The sequence below is a fragment of the Natrinema saccharevitans genome, from assembly GCF_001953745.1.
In the GTDB taxonomy this organism is placed as follows: Archaea; Halobacteriota; Halobacteria; order Halobacteriales; family Natrialbaceae; genus Natrinema; species Natrinema saccharevitans.
This window is the reverse complement of the sequence record NZ_LWLN01000001.1, coordinates 2,293,103-2,315,222: the sequence shown is the minus strand read 5'-3', so window position 1 is coordinate 2,315,222 and position 22,120 is coordinate 2,293,103. Positions and strand designations below refer to the sequence as shown.

20 protein-coding genes and 2 pseudogenes are annotated in these 22,120 nt (G+C 66.4%); 12 read left to right on the top strand and 10 right to left on the bottom strand.

What is annotated here, in order from left to right:
* Positions 1–111: 111 nt before the first annotated feature.
* The 6 genes from A6E15_RS11755 to A6E15_RS11730 all read left to right on the top strand — a co-directional run bounded on the left by A6E15_RS11755 (position 112) and on the right by A6E15_RS11730 (position 4,490).
* Positions 112–1,260, top strand: coding sequence for an ATP-NAD kinase family protein (locus A6E15_RS11755; protein WP_076146401.1), 1,149 nt, complete (start codon positions 112–114; stop codon positions 1,258–1,260).
* Between the two features lie 125 nt (positions 1,261–1,385).
* Positions 1,386–2,417 (top strand): phosphate signaling complex PhoU family protein, encoded by a 1,032-nt coding sequence (locus A6E15_RS11750; RefSeq protein WP_076146399.1) that lies wholly within the window; start codon positions 1,386–1,388, stop codon positions 2,415–2,417.
* A 134-nt stretch (positions 2,418–2,551) separates the two neighbouring features.
* Positions 2,552–2,737 (top strand): DUF7525 family protein, encoded by a 186-nt coding sequence (locus A6E15_RS11745; RefSeq protein WP_006182063.1) that lies wholly within the window; start codon positions 2,552–2,554, stop codon positions 2,735–2,737.
* A gap of 109 nt (positions 2,738–2,846) precedes the next feature.
* On the top strand, positions 2,847–3,071 hold the full coding sequence (locus A6E15_RS11740; RefSeq protein ID WP_006182062.1) for a DUF7123 family protein: 225 nt from the start codon (positions 2,847–2,849) through the stop codon (positions 3,069–3,071).
* A gap of 102 nt (positions 3,072–3,173) precedes the next feature.
* Positions 3,174–3,608 (top strand): SRPBCC family protein, encoded by a 435-nt coding sequence (locus tag A6E15_RS11735; RefSeq protein ID WP_076146397.1) that lies wholly within the window; start codon positions 3,174–3,176, stop codon positions 3,606–3,608.
* Between the two features lie 27 nt (positions 3,609–3,635).
* Complete coding sequence (locus A6E15_RS11730; RefSeq protein WP_076146395.1) at positions 3,636–4,490, top strand: carbon-nitrogen family hydrolase; 855 nt, start codon at positions 3,636–3,638, stop codon at positions 4,488–4,490.
* A gap of 520 nt (positions 4,491–5,010) precedes the next feature.
* Here the strand turns inward: A6E15_RS11730 and A6E15_RS11725 are convergent.
* The 5 genes from A6E15_RS11725 to A6E15_RS11705 all read right to left on the bottom strand — a co-directional run bounded on the left by A6E15_RS11725 (position 5,011) and on the right by A6E15_RS11705 (position 10,303).
* Positions 5,011–5,733 (bottom strand): hypothetical protein, encoded by a 723-nt coding sequence (locus A6E15_RS11725; protein WP_076148321.1) that lies wholly within the window; start codon positions 5,731–5,733, stop codon positions 5,011–5,013.
* Between the two features lie 137 nt (positions 5,734–5,870).
* Entirely contained in the window at positions 5,871–7,061 is a 1,191-nt protein-coding gene (glmU, locus tag A6E15_RS11720) for a bifunctional sugar-1-phosphate nucleotidylyltransferase/acetyltransferase (RefSeq protein WP_076146394.1), read from the bottom strand.
* 138 nt (positions 7,062–7,199) lie between these two features.
* Positions 7,200–8,777 (bottom strand): aldehyde dehydrogenase family protein, encoded by a 1,578-nt coding sequence (locus tag A6E15_RS11715; protein ID WP_076146392.1) that lies wholly within the window; start codon positions 8,775–8,777, stop codon positions 7,200–7,202.
* A 128-nt stretch (positions 8,778–8,905) separates the two neighbouring features.
* Entirely contained in the window at positions 8,906–9,421 is a 516-nt protein-coding gene (locus A6E15_RS11710; RefSeq protein ID WP_076146390.1) for a hypothetical protein, read from the bottom strand.
* Positions 9,422–9,493: 72 nt separating this feature from the next.
* Positions 9,494–10,303: an RIO1 family regulatory kinase/ATPase domain-containing protein gene (locus A6E15_RS11705; RefSeq protein WP_076146389.1), complete on the bottom strand. Its 810-nt coding sequence runs from the start codon at positions 10,301–10,303 to the stop codon at positions 9,494–9,496.
* 148 nt (positions 10,304–10,451) lie between these two features.
* Here A6E15_RS11705 and A6E15_RS11700 point away from each other — a divergent pair, with 148 nt between their 5' ends.
* Both A6E15_RS11700 and A6E15_RS11695 read left to right on the top strand, forming a co-directional pair.
* Positions 10,452–11,669 carry a DUF7544 domain-containing protein gene (locus A6E15_RS11700; protein ID WP_076146387.1) on the top strand — a complete coding sequence of 406 codons (1,218 nt, stop codon included), beginning with the start codon at positions 10,452–10,454 and terminating at the stop codon, positions 11,667–11,669.
* 68 nt (positions 11,670–11,737) lie between these two features.
* Positions 11,738–12,877, top strand: coding sequence for an acyl-CoA dehydrogenase family protein (locus A6E15_RS11695; protein WP_076146386.1), 1,140 nt, complete (start codon positions 11,738–11,740; stop codon positions 12,875–12,877).
* A gap of 60 nt (positions 12,878–12,937) precedes the next feature.
* Here the strand turns inward: A6E15_RS11695 and A6E15_RS11690 are convergent, their stop codons facing one another.
* Both A6E15_RS11690 and A6E15_RS11685 read right to left on the bottom strand, forming a co-directional pair.
* Positions 12,938–13,678, bottom strand: coding sequence for a DUF6517 family protein (locus A6E15_RS11690; RefSeq protein ID WP_076146384.1), 741 nt, complete (start codon positions 13,676–13,678; stop codon positions 12,938–12,940).
* A 113-nt stretch (positions 13,679–13,791) separates the two neighbouring features.
* The gene (locus A6E15_RS11685) at positions 13,792–15,048 is read right to left on the bottom strand and encodes a Glu/Leu/Phe/Val family dehydrogenase (RefSeq protein WP_076146382.1); all 1,257 of its coding nucleotides are present in this window, start codon (positions 15,046–15,048) and stop codon (positions 13,792–13,794) included.
* Positions 15,049–16,406: 1,358 nt separating this feature from the next.
* Here A6E15_RS11685 and A6E15_RS11680 point away from each other — a divergent pair.
* Entirely contained in the window at positions 16,407–17,693 is a 1,287-nt protein-coding gene (locus A6E15_RS11680) for a Cdc6/Cdc18 family protein (RefSeq protein WP_076146381.1), read from the top strand.
* Positions 17,694–17,867: 174 nt separating this feature from the next.
* Here A6E15_RS11680 and A6E15_RS11675 read toward each other — a convergent pair whose 3' ends face one another.
* Complete coding sequence (locus tag A6E15_RS11675) at positions 17,868–18,065, bottom strand: hypothetical protein (RefSeq protein WP_076146379.1); 198 nt, start codon at positions 18,063–18,065, stop codon at positions 17,868–17,870.
* Between the two features lie 119 nt (positions 18,066–18,184).
* On the opposite strand from A6E15_RS11675, the pseudogene A6E15_RS21905 reads away from it, so the two are divergent.
* Together A6E15_RS21905 and A6E15_RS20105 are read left to right on the top strand one after the other, a co-directional pair.
* Positions 18,185–18,403 (top strand): annotated as a pseudogene (locus A6E15_RS21905) (aldehyde dehydrogenase family protein); the annotation flags it as partial.
* A 2-nt stretch (positions 18,404–18,405) separates the two neighbouring features.
* Positions 18,406–18,864, top strand: a pseudogene (locus tag A6E15_RS20105) (aldehyde dehydrogenase family protein); the annotation flags it as partial.
* Between the two features lie 20 nt (positions 18,865–18,884).
* On the opposite strand, the gene A6E15_RS11660 reads toward A6E15_RS20105, so the two are convergent.
* The gene (locus A6E15_RS11660) at positions 18,885–19,622 is read right to left on the bottom strand and encodes a hypothetical protein (protein ID WP_076146376.1); all 738 of its coding nucleotides are present in this window, start codon (positions 19,620–19,622) and stop codon (positions 18,885–18,887) included.
* A gap of 140 nt (positions 19,623–19,762) precedes the next feature.
* Positions 19,763–20,113 carry a DUF5658 family protein gene (locus tag A6E15_RS11655; protein ID WP_076146375.1) on the bottom strand — a complete coding sequence of 117 codons (351 nt, stop codon included), beginning with the start codon at positions 20,111–20,113 and terminating at the stop codon, positions 19,763–19,765.
* Positions 20,114–20,870: 757 nt separating this feature from the next.
* On the opposite strand from A6E15_RS11655, the gene A6E15_RS11645 reads away from it, so the two are divergent.
* Positions 20,871–22,043 carry a hypothetical protein gene (locus A6E15_RS11645; RefSeq protein ID WP_076146371.1) on the top strand — a complete coding sequence of 391 codons (1,173 nt, stop codon included), beginning with the start codon at positions 20,871–20,873 and terminating at the stop codon, positions 22,041–22,043.
* Positions 22,044–22,120 lie beyond the last annotated feature (77 nt).

The following is a 22,120-nucleotide window of genomic DNA, read 5'->3' as shown; positions in this document are numbered from 1 at the left end:
TCGACGCGCTCCGATCTCGCGAGTCGCCAGTGGAGGATTCGATCGTCTCGTCCCCGAACGCCGCCCGCAGGACACGACATGGCTTTCCGGCTGGCTTCCCCAGGGACCCGTATGGAGGCCATCGGCGTCGTCGTCAACCCGATCGCGGGGATGGGCGGTCGGGTCGGACTGAAGGGGACCGACGGGAAACTCGCGGAGGCGCGCCGCCGCGGTGCCGAGCCACGTGCGCCGGATCGGGCCCGCGAGGCGTTGCGGTCGCTCCATCGCCGCGCCCCCGACCTCGCGGTCTACACGGCCGCGGGCGTCATGGGCGAACGCGCGGCCCGGGACGCCGGCTACGAACCCGAGATCGTCTACGACCCGGCCGACGCCGCCGACGCGACCGACGGCCCGGCGCGGGTCGCCGATCCCGAGACGGCCGAGACGTCGGCCGACGACACGCGCGCGGCCGTCCGAGCGCTCCTCGCGGCCGACGTCGATCTCGTCCTGTTCGTCGGCGGCGACGGCACCGCCGTCGACGTCGCCGAGACGCTCGCGGAAGCGGACGGGGAGACGCCGATGCTTGGCGTGCCGGCCGGGGTCAAGATCTACTCGTCGGTCTTCGGCGTGACGCCGGCCGACGCCGGCCGGATCGCCGCCGAGTTCGACCGCGTCGAGCGCCGCGAGGTCAACGACATCGACGAGGACGCCTACCGCGAGGGGGAGGTCCGCACGGAACTCAAAGCGATCGTCCCGGTCCCCGTCGCGCCGGCGGTCCAGTCGGGCAAACAGGTCTCGAGCGGGAGCGTCGACTCGCTGGCGGCGGGGTTCGCCCGCGAGGTCGATCCCGGGCGGACCTACGTCTTCGGTCCCGGTAGCACCGTCGGCGCGATCGAGACGGAATTGGGGATCGATCCCTCGCCGCTGGGCGTCGACGTCTGGCGTGCCGGGTCCGAAGAGGGCGACGGGATGCCACGAGGCGAGTTGCTGGCCCGCGACGCCGGCGAATCGGAGATCCTCGAGGCGCTGGCGACGCCGGTCACGATCGTCGTCTCGCCGATCGGCGGCCAGGGCTTCGTTTTCGGTCGCGGCAACCACCAGATCTCGCCGGCCGTGATCCGACGCGCCGAGGAGATCGAGGTCGTCGCCTCCGACGAGAAACTCGACGAACTCGACTCGCTGCGCGTCGACACCGACGACGAGGAGATCGACGAGTGGCTCCGCGGGTGGGTACAGGTCCGGACCGGCCGGTTCACGACGCGGCTGATCAGCGTCGTCTAGCGCTCCCCGCACGAATTATATAAGGTCGTACTCGATCCGTTCGGTGAAATCAACCATATAACGATGCATCTCTATATAATGACCATATAGTCAAGATTAAGGTCAAGTCCCGCCTAGGGGCCCGTATGGAAACGCGGAAAGTTCAACGACTCGGTCCGTCGACGCTGGCGATGACGCTCCCGGCCGAGTGGGCGTCCGAACACGGCGTCGAGAAAGGCGACGAGGTCTCGCTGCGTACGAGCGGCAAGGGAACGCTGACCGTAATGCCCGAGTCGGCGAGTTCGGAGGAGACGGAGGCGATCATCCACACCGACGATCTCGACGCCGACGCCGTCGAGCGCGCGATCGTCGCGCAGTACGTCCTCGGCCGCCGCATCATCCGCATCGAGCGCGAGGACGGCGCGCTCGAGTCCGACCACATCAACGCGGTCTATCAGGCTGAGACCCAGCTGATGGGGCTGGGCGTCATCGAGGAGACCCCCGAGAGCATCTCGATCCGCTGTTCGGTCGACCCCGAGGACTTCACGCTCGACAACCTCCTCGAGCGCCTCGAGCGAACGGGACAGACGATGCGCGGTGAGGGGATCAAGGCGCTGGCACACGGCAATCCCGACCTCGCCCAGCGCGCCCTGAACCGGGAGCGACAGGCCAACAAGATCTTCGTCCTGCTGCTGCGACTGATCTTTACGGCCTACCAGAACCCCAACCTCGCGCGGGCGGTCGGCCTGAACACCGGGTTCCCGCTGATCGGCTACCGCTCGATCGCGAAGAACCTCGAGCTGACCGCCGACAACGGCGAGGACATCGCCGACATCGTCATCGAGACGGAGGGCCACACGCTGAACGTCGAGAGCGACGTGATGCGCGAGATCCGGGAACTGAACGAGCTGGTCGACGAGATCACGACCAAGTCGGTCGAGGCGGCCGTCGAGCGCGACTACGACAAGTCCAACGAAGTCCGCGGGCTCTTCCACGAGATCTCCGCCCGCGAGGACGAGATCCTCTCGGGGCTGCCCGAGATGGACAACGAGGATCTGCTTCGGGTGCGGGAGGTCCTCGTCAGCCTCGAGCAGACCGCCCAGTACGCGGCCCGAAATGGGGAGATCGCGGCCAACCTCGCGCTCAACGAGGAATCCGAACACACGACGATCAAGTGACGCCGTCGTCGCGCCGGCGACGTCCCGACGCGAAGCCGTTCGGTCGGTTTTTCCGCGCATCGATCGCCGAGCGACCGGTGTCGGTTCGCTCGGGAATGGGTGAAGTTAAGGGACCCCACACGCAACCCCCGAGCATGGCTACGGAATCCGAAACGACGGACAAAGGCGTTGGACTGGCGCTCGCACTGGGTGCGCTCGCGGTGATCGGCGCGTTGCTGATGCTCGTCGGCGCACCGGAGATAACGGCGGCCTGGGGCTTCGCCGCGGCCGTTCTCTTTAGTTCGCTGGCGGTCGTCGGGATCCACCTCTTCTCCTACTGAGGCCGTCGGGCCCCGGTCGCACGCCCGCAGTGTCGCCCGCTCGCTTTGTCTCGCGGGCCGTTGCCGTTAACAGTTAAGAGCGCTGCCCCCCTAGCGGGGCGTACGGACGATGACGGACTACTCCGACGAAGAGCAACGGATCCTCTCGTATCTCCGCGAGAGCGCGGCCCGCGGCGAACAGTACTTCCGGGCGAAGAACATCGCGGACGCGATCGGACTCTCGTCGAAACAGGTCGGCGCTCGGCTCCCGCACCTCGCGGAGAAAGCCGACGAAGTCGACATCGAGAAGTGGGGTCGTGCCCGGTCGACGACCTGGCGAGTCACCACCAGTTGACCGGCGGCTCCGGACCGCAGCGACGGTGCCCGACTCGAGTCGGGTCGGGCCGCCGCCGGCCGGTCCACGGCCTTTTTATCCGACAATCGCGGAGATACGGACATGACTGTACGTGTCGACCGGTCGTTCGACGTGCCCGCGTCGCCCGAGCGGGTCTGGGAGTTCATCGCCGACCCGTCGAACCGCGCCCGGGCGATCAGCGTCGTCGAGGAGTACACCGTCGACGGCGCGGACGGCCGACGGGTGACCTGGCAGGTGTCGCTGCCCATTCCGCTCGTGCGCAAGACCGTGACGGTCAACACCGAAGACGTCACCCGGCGACCGCCCGAGTACGTCGAGTTCGCCGGCAAATCGAAAGTGATGGACGTCACCGGCGAACACGAGATCGTCGAGACCGACGACGGGACGCGCCTCGAGAACCACTTCGTCGTCGACGGCAAACTCCCCGGCGTCGAGAAGTTCTTCAAGCGCAACCTCGACTCGGAACTGCGGAACCTCCAGCGAGCCCTCGAGCGGGACTTGCAGACGACACAGTAACGGTGGTGGGGCCGCCACGGTCGAGGTATGTGTATCGAGACGGACGCCGATCGCGACGGCGGTGAGTCCGAGGACTCGCTGTCGATCGCGCTCGCACAGATTCGCGTCGAGGCGGGCGAGGTCGAAGCCAACGTCGACCGCGCGCTGGCGGCGATCGCTCGCGCCGCCGACCGCGGCGCGGACCTCGTGGCCCTGCCGGAACTGTTCAACGTGGGCTACTTCGCGTTCGATCTCTACGCGCGCAACGCCGAGCCGTTCGCGGGCGAGACGTTCGGCCGGCTCCGCGAGGCTGCAGCCGACCACGACGTCGCCGTCCTCGCGGGGACCATCGTCGAGGACCTCGCCGCGACCGAGAGCGTCCCCACGCCGGCCGACGACGGCCTCGCGAACACCGCCGCCCTGTTCGATTCCGACGGGGAGTTGCAGCTCGTCTACCGAAAACACCACCTCTTCGGCTACGAGTCCGCGGAGTCCGAACTGCTGGTTCCCGGCCAGCGCCTCGGGACGGCGACGATCGGCGGCCTGACCGTCGGCGTGACGACCTGTTACGACCTGCGGTTCCCGGAACTCTACCGGCGGCTGGTCGACGACGGCGTCGAGTTGGTGTTGGTCCCCAGCGCGTGGCCCTACCCCCGCATCGAACACTGGCAGACGCTCTCGCGGGCCCGTGCCATCGAGAATCAGGCCTACGTCGCGACGATCAACGGGGCCGGCGAGTTCGACGATGCGACCCTGCTGGGTCGCTCGAGCGTCTACGACCCCTGGGGCGTGTCGCTGGCCTCGAGCGGGGACCAGCCGGCGCTGGTCACGGCCGAGGTCGATCCGGCGACGGTCGCGTCGGTCCGCGAGGAGTTCCCCGCGTTGCGGGACCGACGGCTGTGACGGGGGCGGACCGGCGGCCGTAACGGGCGCGGGTCGGCGGCCGTGACCGCGGGACGGTCACGGGTTCGCCGACCGCTGACTTTTTACTTTCCCGCGCCGTTTGTTCGGCTGCCGGCACAGACGCTTTTCACGTCTACCCGGCATTGCGCGTCGCTCCGGCCCGTCGCGCGCTCGGGTCCCGGGGCCCGAGCACTACACCGCGCCCGCCTCCTCGTCCACCCTTTCGCCTCTCGCTTTCAGCCCGATCGCTTGGAAGCAACGTCTCGAGGCCAAATGCCATACTCACGAGAGGGTCGTGAATTATTGGAGTTGAATCGCCCGACAGGAACAGAGCGTCATGCTACCGTGGCAGCAGTGAGTAGCCACGCCCTCCCCAGCCGATTCGTTCGTTCCTTCCGGTCACTCACTCGTCCCTCGCGCAGCGTCGTCGGCCGCCCTCGCTAGCGCTCGCCCGGCCGACAGCGCGCGCCACCGCAGAGTGAACGGCCCGTTCGAAACGAGCAGGTGCGACGCTACCGGTTCAGAACGGGAAGCCGCCGTAGCGCAGGTACACCATATCGAGGATGAGAAGCAACTGGAAGACACCTTGCACGCCGCCGAGCATCGCGTTCTGCTTGCCGATCGCGGCGATGATCGACGGATCGGGATCGGCCGAGCGCATCTCGCGGTACATCCGGATCTCGCCGGGCAACAGGAAGCCAAAGCCCTGCACCGAAAGGACCGTGACGAGGGCAAGCGCCACCGCGACGGTCGGTTCGGTCATCGCGAAGCCGTCGATCGTCAGCGCGACCCAGGCAAGCGAGCCGACCGTCGCGACGGCGAATGGGGCCTGCCAGCGGCGGTCGTCCCAGGCGTCCAGTCGCCAGCCCAGCAGGAGCAGGATCGGAATCAGGTTCACCGCGGTAAACAGCGCCAACCACGCGTCGGCGTGGGGAAAGAGCCCGATCCGCTGGGCCAGCGTGATCCCGCCCGCGATGGTGACGAACGCCAGCGACGGGAGCAGAAACGCCGTCTTCGGCGTGAGTCGCTGGAACACCGCCGAACTCTCCTCGTCGTCCAAGCCGCCGATGACCGGGCCGAGGACGGCACCCATGAAGACGTCGATCCCCGTCCAGAGGACTCCCGCCATCACGTGAACGTAGGTGTGTTGCTGGACCGTCGCGACCGTCACCGCATAGCCCAGTGCGGCCAGCGGGATCAGTATTACCGCGACCGCGAAGGCCGGATTCGCTCGCTGCCCCATCCCCCCGATCGTGCCGCGAATCGTCGCCGTCGACATGTGTGGGACCAATCACCAATCCCACATAAACGATGTTGTCGACGCAACGCTGTCCGAAGCGCGATCGCCGCGTCGCCGCGCGACTCGAGCGCGCCGCCGGACTATCGATCCCGCTCGACTGCTTCGCCGGGCCGCGTGGTCGCGCCGCCCTCGAGTCTCAGCCCCGGCGTGAGGCTCGTGTTGATGCCGGTCTTGACGCCGTCGCCGGCGACGACGCCGAACTTCCGGCGGCCGGTCGAGACGCGCTCGCCCTTGACGGTGAACCGGATGTCGGCGTCGTCGTGTCGGAGATTGGCGACGTTCGTCCCCGCGCCGACGTTGACGTTCCGACCGAGGACGCTGTCGCCGACGTAGGAGAGGTGGCTTACCGAGGTGCCCCGCGAGACGACGCTGTTTTTCACTTCGACCGAGTGCCCGATCTCGGCGTCCCGGCCGATCAGCGTCGCGCCGCGGACGTAGGCGTTGGGCCCGACTTCAGCACTCTCGCGGATCAGTGCCGGCCCCTCGATCACGACGCCGGGCTCGACGGTCGCGCCTTCCTCGACGACGACCCGTCCCTCGAGGTGGGCGTCGTCGTTCACGTCGCCGTCGATCCGGCGCTCGAGGGCGGCGAGCTTCCACTCGTTCGCTTCGAGCAGTTCCCAGGGGCGGCCGACGTCGAGCCACCGCTCCAAGGTGATCGGCGTCACGTCGAACTCCTCGATCACCCGCGCGACGACGTCGGTGATCTCGTGTTCGCCGCGCTCACTGGCGGGGACCTCGAGCCACTCCCGAGCCGCGGCGGGGAAGGCGTAGGCCCCGGCGTTGGCGAGGTTCGTCGGCGGCTCGGCGGGCTTCTCGACGATCTCGGTGACGCGACCGTCGTGGCCGGGCTCGGTACTCAGGACGCCGTAGTTGGACGGTTTCGCGACCTCGATGGCACAGACGGCCGGACAGGCGTCGAACAGCCGGTCGATCGCCGCCGGATCGTAGAGGTTGTCGCCGTTGAGGACGGCGAAGGGGCCCTCGAGGTGGTCGCGGGCGGCGTTGACGGCGTCGGCGGTCCCGGCCTGTCGCTCCTGAACGGCGTAGGAGACGGGGACGCCGCGGTACTCGGGGCCGAAGTAGTCCCGGACGGTCTCGCCCTCGTAGCCGATCACGAGGACGATCTCGTCGGCCCCAGCCTCGATCGCCGCGTCGACGGTGTGTGCCGCGAGCGGGCGGTCCGCGACCGGCAGCATCGGCTTCGGCACCGATTCCGACAGCGGTCGCATTCGGGTTCCCTGGCCCGCCGCGAGAACGACTGCCTTCATGCCCGGCCCTTCCACGAATGACCGGATAAGCGATTCGTTCCCGAGCAGAATCTGTGACGCAAGCCGGTCGTTGATAGGGCGGGGAGTCGGAACGGGGGTCCCCCCGGCCGCACCGGGGACTCGTTACAGCGGACCGTTTCAGTCCTCGGAAGTCTTGATATCGGCCGATAGCCCCTGTGCCATCTCGATCTCGTCGGCGTTGTTCATCGTCCAGGCGGTGCGTTCGGTGACGGCCTCGATCGCCTCGCGGGCGCTGGGATAGCCGTTCCCGGATTTCTTGACGCCGCCGAACGGCAGTTGGACCTCCGCGCCGATACACGGCAGGTTCGCGTACGCGAGCCCCACGTCGGCGCGGTCCCGGAAGTAGTTGAGTTGGCGGTAATCCTCCGAGATGATCGCCCCCGCCAGCCCGTAGGGCGTGTCGTTGTGGATCTCGACGGCGTCCTCGATCGTCCCCGAGTACTCGAGGAGGGCGACGTGGGGGCCGAAACACTCCTCGTTCAGACAGCGCAGGTCGGACTCGTAGTCGATCTCGTAGACGAACGGGCCGACCCAGTGGCCCTCCGCGTGGCCCTCGGGAATCTCCTCGGCCTCGAGTTCGAATCGATCGACCAGCACGTTCGCGCCCTCCTCGCGCGCGAGTTCGTTGTGCCGGCGGATCTTCTCGACGTGGTCGGCCTCGATCGCCGGCCCCATGAACGTCGACTCCTCGAGCGGGTCGCCGACGGCGACGTCTTCGGCGATATCGACGAACCGTTCTTTGAACTCGTCGTAGACATCGGTGTGGACGATCAGGCGCTCGGAGGAGACACAGCGCTGGCCGGTCGTCTTGAAGCTGGACATGACCGCCGCGTGGACGGCAATGTCGAGATCAGCTTCCTCGGTGACGACGATCCCGTTCTTGCCGCCCATCTCGCAGGCCGCGAGCTTACCGGGCTCGCCGCCGACTTTGTCGGCGATCTCGTGACCGACTTCGGCCGAGCCGGTAAAGAGGACGGTGTCGACGCGCTCGTCGTCGGTGATCGCCGCACCGGCGTCGCCGAAGCCCTGAACCATGTTGAAGACGCCGTCGGGAATCCCGCTGTCCTCGAACATCTCGGCGATGATCTGGGCACACCACGGGGTCTGTTCGGCGGGCTTCCAGACGACCGTGTTGCCCTCCACCAGCGCGATGGCCATGTGCCAGAACGGGATCGCGACCGGGAAGTTCCAGGGCGTGATACAGCCGACGACGCCCCGGGGCTTGCGGCGCATGTACGCGTCCTTGCTCCCGATCTCGGAGGGGACCACGTCGCCGTGTGGGTGTCGGGCGTTGCCCGCCGCCCACTCGACCATGTGCCAGGCCTCGGTCACGTCCGCTTTCCCTTCCGAAATCTCCTTGCCACACTCCCTCGAGACGATCTCGCCGAGTTCCTCGTGGCGCTCGCGCAGCTCGTGGTAAATCTCCCAGAGGTACTCCGCCCGGTCGATGTAAGACAGCGCGCGCCACTCGTCGAACGCCGCGTCCGCGGCCTCGAGGGCCCGATCGACCTCGGCTTCCGTCCCGCGACGGAACGTCGCCAGCGTCTCGCCGGTCGCGGGGTTCTCGCTCGCGAAGGTGTCGCCCGAGCCGTCGTCGTCGGACTCCGTCCGACTGCTCGCGGGACTCCGTCCCGCGTCGGTCCACTCGCCGCCGATGTAGTGGCCGTGTACTTGCTCAGTGACTTGCTGGCTCATACGACCGGCTACGATCGGCGCGGTGAAAATCCTGCTGGTCGTTCACATGTCGCGAACTAATCGTGAGGTTTGCGAGCTGAAGCCGTGGATTCTATCGACTCGAGTGCGGTGCTTACCGACGAAATCGTCTATCGGTCCTCCTCCTCGCCGCGTTCCTCGGTGACGGTCCGTTCACCCTCCGTCGGCGCGTCCGCCATGCTCGGGTGGCGCTCGTCGCCTACCTCCGTCATCCCTTCGTCCGCGGGCTCGAGCCCCTCGCCGGTCCACCCTTCCGCGCTCGCGGCGAGTTCGTCGGGGGTCCCCGACGGCGGCCCCATCGTCCGCTGCTCGTCGGCGTCGTCCCGCCCGGCAGTGTTCTCGTCGCGCTCGATGACCGGCCCCGTCCCGCCCGCCTCGGCCGGCGACGACCGCCCCGCCTCGAGCCGGATCGCGGTCCCGGTGACCTCGCCGACGGCCCCGTCGTCTATCGGAGCGGCGTTCGACTCGCTCTCCCACTCGAGGATCGCCCTGAGCGTGCGCCGGGCGTCGTCGTTCACGTCGACGTAGGCCGTCTCGGGTTCGGTCAGTTCGACGGTGCCGAGGACGTCGCCGCCGGCCGTTTCGACCCGCTTGCCGACGTCCTCGTCGGTAACCGTCGCGCACATGGACGGGAACGGTGACTGCAGCCGCCTGTGTGGTGTCTGTCGCCGCGTCGGGGCGGGGACCGGCTCTCGCCGTCAGGCCCCGCCCAGCTCGGCCGCCTTCTCGAGTTCGCTGCGCAGCGTCGTCGAGTCGAACTCGTGGTCGGGCCGGAGCCGGACGAAGTCGAGGAACTCCCGTGCGGCGAGCAAGGCGTCGGGCCCGTAGGCCGTCGCGGCGGCGTCGACGGCCGCTCGAGGCCCGATCCGGGGCTCGAGGACCGCGAGCGCACAGGCCAGATCGTAGGCGGTCGTCTCGTCGACGCGGTCGTCGTGAACGTTGGTCGCGTCGATGAAGTAGAATTCGCCGTCACACAGCAGGATGTTCTCGGCCCGCAGATCGCCGTGGGCCAGCCCGTGGTCGTGCAGCGTCGCGAGCATGCCGAACAGCTCCGGCGCGCGCTCGGCGACGGCGTCGTCGTCGACGGCATCGAGCGACCGGAACTCCGGGAGGTACTCGAGAACGAGGACGCCCAGCCCGTTGACCTCGAAGGCATCGATCGGCCGGGGGGCGTTGACGCCGATTTCGCGCATCCGGAGGGTGGCCTCGTACTCGTGTTCGACCATCTCCCGGGGGGTGTCGAACCGATCGAAGAAGCCCTCGGTGCCCGAGGAGAAGGCACCGACGTTCCGGCCGGTCGTCAACACGGCGTGTACCAGGGCGTTCTGCCGGGAGACGATCTTGACGAACCACTCGTCGTCGATCACGCAGGGCGTCGACAGCCAGTTGTCAGCCTCGAGGAACTCGACGCGGACCGACTCGCGGTCGTAGCGATCCGCCAGCGTGCGGACGACACGTTCGATGCGGCCCCACTCGACGGTCCCTCGTGCGAGCCGGCGGATGTCCATACCGCCAGTCAGGAGCGGCGGCGTTAAATGCGTCTCGAAGTGTTACCGGCGGAAGGTGTCTTCGACGACCGGGAGCGGACGTCTGCGGCGGCAGCGGACAGTCGTTGGAGCGCTAACACTATCTGTCGGGACGTTCTACTCGTAGCCAATGTATGCCATCGACGACCTGAGCGACGCGATCGACGTGACCCGCGAGTTCCTGACGCCGATCCGCCCCTGGATGTGGCTCAAGCTCGCCTTGCTACTCTTTTTCATCGGCGGCGTCGGGTTCGGTAACCCCGTCTTTTCCGGCGGCGGTGGCGGTGTCAGCGACGAGGGGACGGCGGTTGATCCGGGCACCGTCGACGTCGGCGAGTGGCTCCCCATACTCATCGTCGTCGCCGTTGCCGTCCTCCTCGTCGGACTCGCGTTCTTGCTGCTCGGATCGATCTTCGAGTTCACGTTCCTCGAGTCGCTGCGCTCCGGGGAGGTACACGTCCGTCGGTACACGAAGCGCAACGTCGGGCACGGCGTTCAACTGTTCGGATTTCGGGTCGTCCTCGGGCTGATCGCGACCGCAGCGATCGGGCTCCCGGTGGCCGCAGTTTTCCTCTCGGGGTCGGACGCCGTCTCGCTGGCGATGATCGTCGTTGTGATCCTCGTCGCGTTCCCCGTCGGTCTGGCCTACGCCGTCATCAGCCGGTTCACGACGGTCTTTATCGCGCCGACGATGCTGCAGGAGGACCTCGGCGTCGTCGCCGCCTGGAGGCGGTTCTGGCCGACGCTGTCGGGCAACTGGGCGGAGTATCTCGTCTACCTCCTGCTGGTCTGGCTCCTGCAGTTGGTCTTCGCCTTCGCGATCGGTATCGCGCTGTTCATCCTGGCGATTCCGATCGTGATCGTCCTCTTCGTTCTCCTGTTCATTCCGTTTCTGAACCTGCTCGTTCTGCTGGTCGCGATTCCGCTGCTCGTGGTACTCGTCCTGTTGGTCCAGGTGCCGGTCGTCGTCTACCTGCGCTACTACGCCTTGCTCATGCTTGGCGATACCGACCCGGGCCTCGATCTGATCCCCGACCGACGGGCGACGATTCGCGGTGGCGGCCCGGGTACCGGCGACTCCTGGGAGACGCCCGACGATCGAGGCGACGGCGAACCTCGGGACGAACGCGACGACCGCGGGCCCGCCGACGACGACCTGTGGGACGATGACTCGGAATCGTTCGACAGTCGCTGGGACGAGTCGGATTCCGACGACTCGAGCGGTTGGGGCGACCGAAACGGGTCGGACGGCGGTGACGGAGACGAATCCGACGACGACGGCGACGACTGGGGCGACTCGAGCGGATCGGACGAGGACGACGATCGAGACGACCGGGGCGGCTGGTAACGGCGGTCCTCTTGGCCGCCCCCAACGGGCGGCGGTGCGTTTATTCCGTCTGCCGGCAAGTATTGCGCATGGCCGCCGATCTGCCCGACGAACACCGGATGATCCGGAAGACCGTCAGGGACTTCTGCGAAAGCGAGATCGAGCCGATCGCCCAGGAGATCGAGGACGAGCACCGGTTCCCGACCGAGGTCTTCGACCAGTTGGCCGCGCTCGATATGATGGGGGTGCCGATCGACGAGGACTACGGGGGGCTCGGTGGCGACACGCTGATGTACGCGCTGGTCGCGGAGGAACTGGGACGGGTCTCCGGGGCCGTCGGCCTTTCTTACGTGGCGCACACGTCGCTGGCCTCGAAGCCCATCGAGCAGTTCGGGACCGAGGCACAGAAGGAGCGCTGGCTGCGGCCGCTGGCCGAGGGCGAGTCCCTCGGCGGGTGGGCGCTGACCGAACCCGAGAGCGGTTCGGACGCGTCGGACATGGACACCCGGGCCCGGAAAGAGGGAGATGAATGGGTGCTGAACGGGACCAAGCAGTTCATCACGAACGCCTCCGAGGCAGGTGCGATCCTCGTCAAGGCCGTCACGGATCCCGACGCGGGCTACGACGGCATCTCGACGTTCATCGTCGACCCCGACGACGACGGCTTCGAGGTGACGACCGTCTGGGAGAAGCTGGGACTCAACGCCTCGCCGACCTGCGAGATCGCGTTCGACGACGTTCGCCTCCCCGCGGACCGGCTGCTCGGTGAGGAAGGCGACGGCTGGGACCAGACCAAGACGACCTTGGACGGCGGCCGCATCTCGATCGCCGCGCTCTCGACCGGGCTCGCACAGGGTGCCTACGAACACGCGAAGGCCTACAGCCAGGAGCGCGAGCAGTTCGGGCAGCCGATCTGTGAGTTCGACGCGATCCGGGACACGATCGTGGACATGCACCGCAAGACCGAGCGGGCGCGGCTCCTGACCCGACAGGCTGCCCGGACGTACGACCGAGGCGAGCCCGTCACCAGGGAATCGGCCCTCGCGAAACTCGAGGCCAGCGAGGCCGCTCGAGAGGTCGCCGAGGACGCCGTGCAGGTGCTTGGCGGCTACGGCTACACGACCGACTTCGCTCCCCAGCGGTTCTACCGCGACGCGAAGCTGATGGAGATCGGAGAGGGAACCAGCGAGATTCAGCACCTGGTGATCGGGCGCGAACTCGGGCTGTAGCGACGCAGTCGGTCCCTCGGCTCGAGGTCGGCGGAACGGCCGCTTGCGAGCCCCGTCCGATCAGCCGAGGACGCCGTCGTCGCTCTCCGAATCGTCGCCGGAACCCGACTCGTTGTCGGACCCGGATTCGTTGTCGTCACCGGAGTCGCCGCTCGAGGCGTCCTCGTCGACGTCGGTGGTCACCGCCTCGGTGAGCGTCACCACGTTCGGTGCTTCCTGCCCTTGGAGGGGCTCGGGATAGACTCCGATCGTCACGAGCAGGTCGTCGCCGGCCTCGACGGCCTCGGTGACGTGAACGTCGACCGCGACGTCTCGGCCGTCGAACTCCGCGTCGGCGGTGTACCGCGACTTGGTCGTCGACCGCTCGAGGATCGTGACCTCGGCGTCCTCGTCGTGGGAGACGTTGTCGATGCCGTCGTAGTTCTCCCGGACGAGATCGACGAGTTCCTCGGTCGACATCTCCTCGACGGGGTTGAGCTCCCGGCCGAGGATGCTGACCTGCGGGGTCGTCAACACGTTGAAGACGGCGGCGCGGCGCTCGCCGAGCCCCTCAATTCCGACTCGCTTCTCGTGTTTGGTCATGTAGTTCGTGACGGTGACGGTTTCGTTCGTGGGGCCGACCTCGCGCTCGATCTCGAGCGACTCGATGGCCGTCTGTTCGTAGTCGGTCTCCGCGCGGGCCTCGCTCGTGACGCCCGCGGGCGACGATTCGTGTTCGGCCATGCCGAGCAGTCCCAGACAGCCCGACAGACCGGCCAGTCCCGCCGCGCCGACTCCCGCGATGACGGTTCGTCGATTCATTTCCCTGCAAATGGCAATCCGGGTGGTAAGTGTTTACTGCAATCTGAACAGTGTGTCAGTAGCGAAACGACGTCCGGCCGAAGTGCGGTCCGGCCGGGACGAACGACCGCCGGTCAGGGCCAGCTGCCGGCTTCCTCGAAGGCGTCGGCGACCCGCTGGACCGCGACGACGTAGGCCGCGGTTCGGGGGTTCTCGAGGTCGTGTTCCTCGTAGCTCTCGACCAGTGCATCGAACGCGTCGACGATGATTCCCTCGAGTTCCTCGTTGACCCGCTGCTCGGACCAGTAGAAGCGCTGGCGGTTTTGAACCCACTCGAAGTAGGAGACGGTGACGCCGCCCGCGTTCGCGAGGATATCGGGGATGACGAACACGTCCTTGTCCTCGAGGACTTCGTCGGCCGCGGGCGTCAGCGGCCCGTTTGCGGCCTCCGAGATGACGTCGGCCTCGACGGCTTCCGCGAGGTCGGCGTCGATCGCGTTCTCGAGGGCCGCGGGGATCAGCAGATCGACGTCGAGGGTGAGGACGTCGTCGTTGGTGATCTCCTCCTCCCCGCCCTCGAAGCCGACGACGCTTCCGGTCTCGTTTTTGTGATCCTTCGCCGCGACCGGATCGAAGCCGTCGGGGTTGTAGATCCCGCCGCTCGAGTCGCTGGCGGCGACGACGGTCGCGCCCATCTCGTCGATCAGTCGAGCGGCGATCCAACCGGCGTTCCCGTAGCCCTGCACCGCGACGGTCGCGCCCTCGAGGTCCTTATCGAGGTAGTCGAAGGCCTCGCGGGCGGCGATGACGGTCGAGCGCCCGGTCGCGTCGACCCGGCCCTCGCTGCCGCCGGAGTCGAGCGCCTTTCCCGTCACGACGCCCGGTTCCGACGTGTTCTCGAGAGTCTCGTAGGTGTCTTTGATCCAGTTCATCTCCCGCTGACCCGTGTTCACGTCGGGCGCGGGCACGTCGCGGTCCTCGCCGACCATGGGCCGGAGTTCCTTCGCGAACGAGCGGGTGAGTCGCTCGAGTTCGCTCTCGGAGTAGTCGTCCGGATCGACGATGATGCCGCCTTTCCCGCCGCCGAGGGGGATATCGACGATCGCGGTCTTGTACGTCATCCAGCCCGACAGGGCCTTGACCTCGTCGCGGGAGACGCCCGGGTGATAACGGATACCGCCCTTGTACGGGCCGCGGTCGCCGTTGAACTGCGAACGGAAGGCCTTGAACCGTTCCAGATCGCCGTCGTCGCGTTCGATCGTGAGGTTCGTCTCGAGGACCCGTTCGGGGTGTTTGAGGCGCTCGATCACGTCGTCGCCGACGTCGAGGTGCGCTGCAGCGTCGTCGATCTGTGACTGCAGGCTTTCGAACGGATTGGCTTCGTCAGACATTGCCAGTAGGTTCCGAGGAAACCGAAATAAACGTGACGGAGATCCCTCATAGGCCCTAATTTACAATATAAGGAATTCAATGGAATAGGTATGTTACTGGGGCGTCAACACCGGTTCGATCGGTCCAGCGGACGCTTTCGGGGCAGTGTCACTCGATTGTTGCCCGTCTGTGGGAACGGATCGTCTACGAGAACGGATTCGCTGGCCGCGTACGGAGACGATAGTTCGCACGCGCAGCGCCACTCGTCTCTATAGTAGCTCTTGAAAGTCAATGCACACCCGATCGTAGGACAGCGTTGTGATCGGTGTGTGAATCGTTTCAAGAGCTACTATAGTCCCCTCGGCTCGAATCGATGTCCGGAAGCGGTTCGCCGCGCCACCCACTTCCGTGTCGCTCGCTGGAGCGGCCGCGGTCGCCGGCACTGCATTGCCCGCAACGTCGACGGATTGGCTCGAGACTGGGATAACGAACCGGTGACGGACACCCCTCGTTCAGAGTGAACAAGCGGGCGATAAGTCGGGCATTTCGGATTCATCGCGCCGATCGATGGACGTTGGCCCGTGCAGTGTCACGCCCCTCGTTCAGAGTGTAAATACCGTCCGATTTGCGAACTCGCTTCAGTCTGAACGAGGGGGGTCGACGGCGATCGATCGCACGAATCGAGAACGCGGAGACCCACACCCCCAATTCAGAGTGAAACGCGTCGAACGTGAGTGGGGTGGTGGTCGGGGCGAGGGGACGGTCGCGGTGGAGGGGCGATCACGACGGAGAGACGGTCGCGGAGAAGTATCCTACTGGTAACGCGAACTGACCGTACGACTGATAACTCGAACGGACTGCGTTCGGCAGCCGAAAGGTAGCGTCGTTCCCGACGTTCACGCGCAGAAGTCGATAAGAGCGACACGTTCTGGGCGGCTACCGTAAGCAATTACTACCTGTACCAAAAAATACAATTATACTAGAGGGGCGACAGCGGTTCCTCGAGGCAAAGAACCGATTCAATCGCTGTCGTCCGGAAACGCGAGCATTGTTGAGTTGTCGACTGTCGTTGTCGTCCGAACTCTCGTTATCGTCCGAAGCGTCGTTGCAATAGTCGTCGGCCGAGACCGTATTCAGTCTGAACGAGGTGTGGGTAGATTGCAGACGCATATCAAGTGTCGGTATTCGGTGGGTGTCTGTGTATTTGGAGGGTGTCTGTGCAACGGCGGTCGGGAGGCGGTATAGTTCAGTCTGCATCCGGCGGAGACCGAAATTACCCCAACGTCGGGTAAAACGGCCATCAAACGCCTTCTATCTCGACGTTATCAGTCTGAACGAGCTTCCATAGCTTTATAATGACTGTCTCCAGAACTGAACTATGGCCGAGCAGACCGGTGGGGACCCGCTCTTCGAATCTCACGATCCCATCTTCGATCGGAAGGAACTCCTCCACGTCGGTCACGTTCCCGACGAGGACCGCATCGTCGGGCGCGACGACGAGATCCAGTCCGTCGCCGCCGAAGTCGGTGCGATCACGCGCGGCGATCCACCGAACAACGTGATGATATACGGCAAAACGGGAACCGGGAAAAGTCTAATCTCCCGACACGTCTCGACGCGAGCACAGGACGCCGCCCGCGGCAACGACATCGACTGTGCCGTTCTCTACGTCGACTGCTCCGAAGCGAACACCGAGACCCGTACGACCCGACAGCTGGCGCTCAGCCTCAAAGACCAGACCGACTACCGCCAGAACATCCCGCTTCGCGGCGTGGGAACGATGGAGTACTACCAGCACATCTGGGGCATTCTCGAGGACTGTTTCGACGCCGTTATCGTCATCTTAGACGAGATCGACAAACTGGACAACAGCAACATTCTGATGCAGCTCTCGCGCGCTCGAGAGGCCCGAAAGACCGACGCCTATATCGGCGTGATCGGGATCAGCAACAAGGTCCAGTACCGGGAGACCCTCGACGAGCGGATCGACAGCAGCTTCGGCCACCGGGAGCTGTTCTTCCATCCGTACGACGCTTCCCAGCTCCGCGAGATCATGCGCAATCGCGAGGACGCCTTCCAGCCCGACGTCCTCGAGGACGGGACGATCGAACTCTGTGCCGCCCTCGCGGCCAAGAAACACGGCGACGCGCGGAAGGCGATCGAGATTCTCAAGGAAGCCGGTGAACTCGCCCGCCGCACCGACAGCGAGACGGTCTCGGAGACCCACATTCAGCAGGCCCAGGAGGTCGCCGAAATCAACCGTATCGAGGAGCTCACGAGCGGCGCGACCGTTCACGCGAAACTCGCTCTCTATGCCCTCGCCAGCTGTATCATCACGGGCGAGCGGGAGACGTACAAGACCCGGGAGGTGTACGAGCGCTACGTCGGGATCTGTGAACTGGTCGCGACCGATCCGATCACCGAGAACGGCCTCTATCGCCAACTCAAAGAGCAGGCGTTCCTCGGCGTCATCGAGTCCGAAAAAACCGGCGGCGGTCGGTCTCAGGGGAGTTACCTCCTGCATCGGCTTGTCACCGATCCCAAACACATCGTCAAGGCGGTCCGTCGCGACGCCTCGCTCGAGGACCTGCCGACGTACGATCGGCTTCGGGAGACGGGGCCGTCGACGGGGAATCGCGACGCCGATCTCGAGTCCTTTTCCTGACTCGTCGGAACCGACCGGTCGCTCGCGTCCGACGCCCACCCCTTCGAACACCGTTTCACTCTGAACGAGGGGTGTGGGACCGTTCCCCGATCCCGCGGTATAGTAGCCGCTGAACGTCATTGCAACCTGATCGTACGACAGTTTGCGATCAGCGTGTGATCGTTTCAGCGGCTACTATAAGCCGCGGCGTCGCAATCGCCGGTCGACGACCCAGCCACAATCGACGCAGACGAGCAGTCGCTCGGCGCCGGCCGTCACCGTCTCCCAGTCCCCGGTGACCGGACTCTCGTAGCCGCAGTCCGGACAGAACAGGACGGTCTTTCGTTCTTCGGGCGGCGGTTCGGGATCGTCGTGGGACGTATCGGCTGACATAGCCGTTCGTACGAATTCGACGGGCATAGGGGTTGTGTGGAACGAACGACCGTGACGGACCGACTCACCATTGGTTGGCAACTCCGCGTACTAAGCGATTCGTCGTGGTCGACCACCACATGTCAATCGAACGTCCGAACCCGGCGACGGGCGACGTGGTCGACAGTTTCGAGGCGACCTCCGACGAGGAACGCGAGGCCCGACTCGAGCGGGCCACCGAGACCTTCGCGGAGTGGTCGGAGACGCCGATCGAGACCCGCCAGCGGTTGCTCGCGCGGGCGGCCGACGTCCTCCGGGAGAACGCCGACGAGTACGCCGAACTGATGACCGATGAAATGGGGAGGACCTCCGCGAGCAGGTCGAAACAACGGTCGAGCAGGGAGGGGAACTCGAGGTGGGCGGCGAGCCGATGGACTGCGAGGGGGAGTTACCCGCCGACGGTGATCACGGACGTTCCCGAGAACGCCCCGCCGCTCGGGAGGAACTGTTCGGCCCCGTCGCCAGCGTGTTCCGGGTCCCCGACGAGGACGCCGCCGTCGAGACGGCAAACGACACCAGCTTCGGACTGGGCGCGAGCGTCTGGACCGACGACCTCGAGCGCGGCGAGCGGGTCGCCCGGCGGTTCGAGTCCGGGCTCGCCTTCGTCAACGCACTCGTCAAGTCCGATCCCGGCTGCCGTTCGGCGGCGTGAAGGACTCGGGCTACGGTCGCGAACGAACACGGCATCAAGGAGTTCGTCAACGCGAAGACGATCTGGGTACAGCAGGACGCCGGCGACGAGGCCGATAGGGTCGAGTGATCGGTCGAAGCCGCCGTTCGTCACTCGATGTCGACCGACCACTCGCCGTCGGACTTGATTTCGACGTAGCCGACGCCGTCGAACTCGAACTCGGTCGGGTTCTCGATACTGTCCTCGTGAAACACGAACTGGGTGGCCTCCCGCGTCGTCGAGAGGATGGTGACGTTGATCTCCGTTCCGTCGTAGTCGCCGGACGGCTGGTGCGCCCCGTCGAACTCGAACGGACCGTGGACTTCGTTTCCGGTTCCCTCGAGGGACACCGGCGGGGTTTCGCCAGTGGTCTCACGCGGCTCGCGGACGGTCACCGTCCAATCGCCGCCGGCGACGACGCTGAGTTGGTAGGTCCCGCCCTCCATATGCCACGCGGTCTGTCCTTCGTACCCGCCCGACGAATCGGCAAACAGCGTTCCAGTTGATTCCGGCTCGCTTGCGTCTTCCGCGTCGTCCTCGCTACCCTCGCCTCCGCCGGGAATCAATCGAACTTGGAACTCGCCGTCACCCTCGTGGGTAGCGTCGACGACGGTGAGCCCGCCCTCGACACCGATGTCCTCGAGCGCCTCCGATCCAGTCCCGGAGAACTCCCGTTCGTTCGATTCGTCGGCGGAACCGTCTTCCTCGGCGGAACCGTCTTCGTCGTCAGTGTCCTCACCGGCATCGTCGTTCTCGTCACCGCCGTCGGCCGCCTCGTTTGAACAACCGGCAAGCGGGACTGCGACACCGCCCAGTACGACCAACCGTGCGACTTGTCTCCGTTTCATCCGAGGGCGTGCGTACGACGAACCGCCGTTTAGGAAATGGGCGGCATTGCAGAATCTGAAACCGCCCGACTCTCTCGTTCGCCCGTCTCGAGGTCGACGACGACCTCGGTTTCGTCGTCGGTTCCGCTCCCCTCCGACGGTCACACGACCGTCGAGATGGTATAGACGTTGAGAACTGCGGCGGCCAGCCACGGCACTGCGAGCCCCGCCGGCACGATCGGCCGGTACGCCCGCTCGAGGAGGGGACGGCAGGCGAGCGCGACGCCGACCGCGAACGCCTTCAGTCCGAGCATGCCGACGACGCCGTAGCTCTCGATCGCGCCGCGAGCCGCGGGGTTGGACTCGGCCAACCCGACGTTGAGCCCGACGAACGTCGTGACGACGTCGGCGACCAGCGAGAGCGCGACCAGCGCCCAGAGCAACCGCTCGAGGTCGACGGGGGTCACGTCGCCCGGCAGCCACTGGTCGGCGGTCGCGCGCTCGGAACTCATAGGCTCCCGGCCGGAATCGAACCGGCCGTTGCCGTCGGGAGTACGACCCCGTACCAGCACGCGGGGTATTGTTATGGCAGGCGTAGGGGAACCGGCGTCGCTGGTAATCGCTTACAACCGACGGCAAACGGTTCGGCGACGGGGACCGTTCGTGCGCTTTCGCCTTTCGGGGACTGGCCGAGGGCAGCGCGCTCGGCCGATCGTCGGCGTTTCTCGTCCGGCGGCGACGGTTCAGGGACGTAACCGGGCCGTAATCGGGGACGTCCCATCCATCGAACGGGATCGCCTGATGCGAAGAGTCCGTCACGCTGATGACCGCGTCGACGACCGAATTCCGGTGTGACCGTCGGCACTGGTTCGGACGGTCGGACGAACCGGACGGCAGCGGAGAAGGGGAGACGGGGTCGCGCCGGCGGATCGCCACTGATCGTGTGGAGTTCGTCGCGGGGGGACGGCTCGAACGTGGCGCGACCCGCTCGAGCGTGCGTTTTGCCTCCGTGGTCACCAACACGGAGACAACGTACGCTGTCGGGTCCGATGATACGAACGCTCGCGTTCAGTAATCCACGCGTTATGTGGGAGGTCGAAAGGGCGCGATCGACCGGCGGGTACACCACGGCCGCTGCCGACTCCCCCGGTCCGTCCGCGAGAAAGACGTTCGGCAGCAATTGCAGGCAGCACGGCTTTGGGTCGAATGGCCGTTCGTTTCGACGGTTAGTGATCCGTTCCGGTCGTGCGGAGCGGGGTAGATAGCGATATGTCGGAGGCACACACCGAACGTTCGGGGAAACGGGGAGCGACGCTTCGCGATCGGATCGACCGAGGGTTGGATCGGCGCGCGTTCCTGCGGACCGTCGCCGGCGGCGGCTACGCCCTCGGGCTGGCCCACTGGCTCGACGTCGACGACTTCCTCGCGGCCGACGACGGCGAAGTCCCCGTCGTCACCGCCCTCGTCAGGGACGACCCGGCCGACCCGTGGTCGATCCGGGAGCGAACGGAACGCGTCCCCGCGGCGTGGTACGCCGCCGTCGAGAAGGCCTTCGAGATCAACGACCTCCTGGCGCGGGTCGGCTTTACCGGCTACCTCGGCAGCGCCGTCGTCCCCGGCGACCTCGAGAGCGGGACCGCCACCGTCTCGGTCGGCGTCTCGAGCGAGGGGCATTCGGTGAACGAACTGCTCGGAGAACTCGCCGAGGGCGTCGAGATCGACGTGGAGACGTTCATCGACGTCGACGACATCGGGGACGATTCCGAGGCGAGCGAACCCCGGCTGGGCTACCCCGGCGCGGACGGTCACGTCCCCAGCGGCGTCGCCTGCGAGACGCCGACGAGCCTGGCGACGCTCGGCCCGGCGCTGTATCACCCCGACGGGGAACGGCGGTTCTTCGTGACGGCCGACCACGCCTTCGACGGGGCCGAGGGGACGACCGACGAGTCCCTGTCGCTGCCTCTCGGAGGCGACGACGCGGCCGAACTGGGGACCGTCGCACGACGCCACCCGGTCGCCGACGTCGCGGCCGTTCGGCCGACCGGCGAAATCGAACCGACGAGCAGGATCGACGCCCCCTCGAGCCCGCGGGTGCGGGGTCAGTTCACCAGGTTCGGCCTCGCGACGCTCGTCGCACGCGACGCCGAACTCGAGAAGGTCGGTGCCATGACCGGGCACACGGTGGGAAAGGTACAGGGAATCGACGCTGTAACCTGTTTCACGGACGATTTCTGCCGGCGCGGGCAGCTCCGCTGGGGTGGCGAGATGGACCTCACGGACGGCGATAGCGGCTCCGTGAGCTACCACCGCGATCCCGAGGGCGAGGACGGTGACGTCCTCGTCGCCGGCTTCAACAACGCCCGGACCTGGTGGCCCGGCCAGAGCTACGTCTGGGGCGTGGGAGCTTATCGACTGACCGAAACACATGGCTACCACTTCTGAGCGGCGACCGCCGCGGAGCCGAGTCGCCGACCCACCCGTGCCGCGAGGGCCGAATCGACGGCCGACTTTGGCCAGGG